We start from the raw sequence: 3598 nt of genomic DNA on the forward strand, positions 1-3598 counted from the left end.
CCGTTATGGCCTGAGCCCAGCAGTTTATAAAAGCTGCAGCCTTTTTGCATCAGCATGGGCAAACGATGTATAGCCATAGCCAGCAGGGCGAAGGGTACAAATAATTTGCGGTAGCGTATTATGGTCAAACTAACGATCATCTGTCTGCTAAGTAAAGATTAATTGTAAAATCTTGGCCAAAAAACTTTTTAAACTTTTATTTTAACAAAAAACAGACAAGAAAAGCATCAAAAAAAGTCAAAAATCGCACTAAAAATGCCAAAATCTATCCTTTTTTACCGGTTTTAGCTCATTTTTGAGCTATATTTTAAGCTTTAAAAAGTTATAAATATTTGATAAATAAATACTTAATTAAAAATTTCCCACTTTTTTATATTTCCGTTTGGTTAGCAAAACAGCCCGGTTTTCCACTTAGGAAAAAACGGGCTGTTGCATCTACAAATGTACGAAATATGATATTAACCTTATTTACTTTCAACCATACATCACTATTTTTGTCACATGGCAGAGGATTTAAACATAACCACATCAACCGATAAAACCGAACAATACATTACACTGATCCCTCAAATTGAGGCTTTGCTTTACGGCGAGCCCGATCTGGTGGCTAATCTGGCCAACATCTGTGCCGCTTTAAAGGAGCAATTTAAATGGTTTTGGGTAGGCTTTTATCTGGTAAAAAACAACGAGCTGGTTTTAGGCCCGTTCCAGGGGCCTGTAGCATGCACCCGCATTGCCTTGGGTAAAGGTGTTTGTGGTAGTGCCTGGCAGCAAGCCAAAACGTTAGTGGTGCCCGACGTTGATGCTTTTCCCGGCCATATAGCCTGTAGTTCGCTTTCCCGTTCGGAGATCGTAATACCGGTATTTCATAACAATGAGGTAGTGGCCGTTTTGGATGTAGACAGCGAGTTGCTGGATCAATTTAATGAAACCGATGCCCTGTACTTGGAGCAAATTGTTAAACTGATAAAGTTTTAATGAGCAAAGTATATCTGATAGCAGGTTTGGGTGCCGATACCCGTGTTTATAACAATATTGACCTGTATGATCATGATGTAACTACGGTTGACTGGATAGAGCCTAACAAAACAGATAGTTTATCAACCTATGCTCAAAAACTTATTAATCAATATCATATACTTCCAAATTCGATCATTATTGGTAACTCCTTAGGCGGAATACTGGCTGTTGAGATAGCCAAGAAAATCCCGGTAAAAGCAACTATTATCATATCCAGTATTAAAGTTAGCGCAGAGTCTCCCTGGTATTTCAGCCTGTTCAGAACGTTACCAATTTACAAGATCATTCCCGGAAAAGTATTTACATCTCTTGGCTTCATGATTAAGCCCTTGTTTGGTCACATGAGCACTGAGGATGCCTGGCTGTTTAATGATATGCTCAAAAACAGCTCGCCCACTTTTGTTAAATGGGCAATGGGAGCTATTCTTTACTGGAAAAATGACATCATCCCTAATAACCTGCATCACATTACGGGCGATAAGGATCCGATATTCTCTTTTCGGCGGATCAGCAACGCCACCATCATCAAGGGTGGCACCCATATCATGATATTTGATAGGGCAAAAGAGATCAATAAACTATTAAAACCGCTCCTGAAAAAATGAAGTTAACAGAACAATATTACCTCGGCAACGATGTGGTAGCCATCAGTAAAAGCTTACTCGGAAAGTATCTTTTTACTTGTATAGATGGTATAAAAACTGGAGGATACATTGTTGAAACAGAAGCATATAATGGAGTTATTGACCGAGCATCGCACGCTTATGGCAACCGCAATACCCCGCGCACTAAAACCATGTTTTTACAGGGCGGTATAGCCTATGTTTACCTGTGTTATGGCATCCATGAAATGTTTAACATCGTAACATCTGTAGAAGGACATCCGCAGGCAATCCTCATCAGGGCTGTGCACCCAACCGAAGGTATCGAAGCCATGCAGGTAAGACGTAACATGCCTGTGGTTAAACCAACCATTACAGCCGGTCCAGGCTCGGTAGCCAAAGCGCTGGGCATATCCAGAAATATCAATGCTATCAGCTTGCAAAGCGATACCATTTGGTTAGAAGACCGGGGATTAAACTTTACCGACGAGCAGATCACCGCCGGCCCGCGCATAGGTGTGGCTTACGCTAAAGAGGATGCCCTGCTACCTTATCGCTTTTACGTAAAAGGCGATATTTATGTGAGCAAACCCAATAAGTAACCCTCGCCTAAATTGATTAATATTGTGGCAATGAATTACCAAAATAGTTTAGCATTTGCCATTGAGCAGGATAGGAATGATCCTTTAAAAGATTTCAGGAACCGTTTTTTAATTCCGCAGCATAACGGAGAAGATGCGATTTACTTATGTGGAAACTCACTTGGCCTGCAACCTGTATCGGCAGAGCAACACATTACCGAACAATTAAACACCTGGAAAAACCTGGCGGTAGAGGGTTGGTTTCAGGGGAATGATCCCTGGTTGAGTTACCACAAGCAACTTTCGGCGTCCGTTTCTAAAATAGTAGGCGCGCTTGAAAATGAAGTTACCGTAATGAACTCACTTACAGTAAATCTTCATTTATTAATGGTAACATTCTATAAACCAAATAATAAACGCTTTAAAATAATTATGGAGGGTGGGGCTTTCCCATCAGATCAGTATGCTATGGAAAGCCAGGTTCGCTTTCATGGCTTTGATCCCAAAGAGGCTATCATCGAGATATTTCCGCGAGAAGGAGAACTTATTTTATACACCGAAGATATCATCCAAACAATAAATGAGCACGCTGATGAATTGGCGTTAGTGATGTTCGCCGGTATAAATTATTACACGGGGCAGTTTTTTGATCTGGAGGCTATTACCAAAGCACGTCACCGGGCAGGCGCTTACGTGGGGTTTGATCTGGCTCATGCAGCGGGTAACGTTCCGCTAAAATTGCATGACTGGGGCGTCGATTTTGCCTGCTGGTGCTCGTACAAATATATGAACTCGGGTCCGGGCGGCATCAGTGGTATTTTTGTACATGAAAAACATTTTGAAAATAATCAGCTTAACCGTTTTGCCGGCTGGTGGGGATACCGCGAAGATAAACGCTTTTTAATGGCTCCCGGCTTTGATGCGGCCCACGGTGCCGACGGCTGGCAGGTAAGCACCAGCCCCATATTGCTTATGGCTTTATTTAAGGCTTCTATGGCTATTTTTGACAATGCGGGCAGTATTAATACCCTGCGCACTAAAAGCGAAGCGCTAACGGGCTATATGGAGTTTTTAATTCAGGAAATAAATCAGCAGCATGGCGAGGAACTATTCAAAATTATTACTCCGGCCAATCCGCAGGAGCGGGGCTGCCAGTTATCGATAGTGTGCAAAAGAAATGCGAAGGCTGTTTTTAAGTATCTTGCCGATAATGGTGTAATTGGCGACTGGCGCGAACCCAATGTGATCAGACTTAGCCCGGTTCCGCTGTATAATACATTTGAAGATGTTTTTGTGGCTGTGCAGCATTTAGCTGCGGCGGTAAGCTAATTAAGAATGAACTAAATAAAGCTTGTCATTTCGAGCGATAGCGAGAAATCTTATACTGCAGCAATG

4 protein-coding genes are annotated in these 3598 nt (G+C 42.0%); all 4 read left to right on the forward strand.

The window, feature by feature from the left end:
• Positions 1–501 precede the first annotated feature (501 nt).
• Genes AAGC65_RS13905 through kynU form a run of 4 tightly spaced genes read left to right on the forward strand, consistent with a single transcriptional unit; the run spans position 502 to position 3532 of the window.
• The gene (locus AAGC65_RS13905; RefSeq protein ID WP_343113064.1) at positions 502–978 is read left to right on the forward strand and encodes a GAF domain-containing protein; all 477 of its coding nucleotides are present in this window, start codon (positions 502–504) and stop codon (positions 976–978) included.
• Entirely contained in the window at positions 978–1625 is a 648-nt protein-coding gene (locus AAGC65_RS13910; protein ID WP_343113065.1) for an alpha/beta hydrolase, read from the forward strand. Before AAGC65_RS13905 ends, AAGC65_RS13910 begins: the two co-directional genes overlap by 1 nt.
• Positions 1622–2224 carry a DNA-3-methyladenine glycosylase gene (locus AAGC65_RS13915; RefSeq protein WP_343113066.1) on the forward strand — a complete coding sequence of 201 codons (603 nt, stop codon included), beginning with the start codon at positions 1622–1624 and terminating at the stop codon, positions 2222–2224. The genes AAGC65_RS13910 and AAGC65_RS13915 overlap by 4 nt, the downstream gene beginning before the upstream one ends.
• A gap of 30 nt (positions 2225–2254) precedes the next feature.
• Positions 2255–3532 carry a kynureninase gene (gene kynU, locus AAGC65_RS13920; RefSeq protein ID WP_343113067.1) on the forward strand — a complete coding sequence of 426 codons (1278 nt, stop codon included), beginning with the start codon at positions 2255–2257 and terminating at the stop codon, positions 3530–3532.
• The last annotated feature ends 66 nt before the right edge of the window (positions 3533–3598 follow it).

Origin of the sequence: Mucilaginibacter sp. (genome assembly GCF_039207105.1) — a bacterium.
Classification (GTDB): Bacteria; Bacteroidota; Bacteroidia; order Sphingobacteriales; family Sphingobacteriaceae; genus Mucilaginibacter.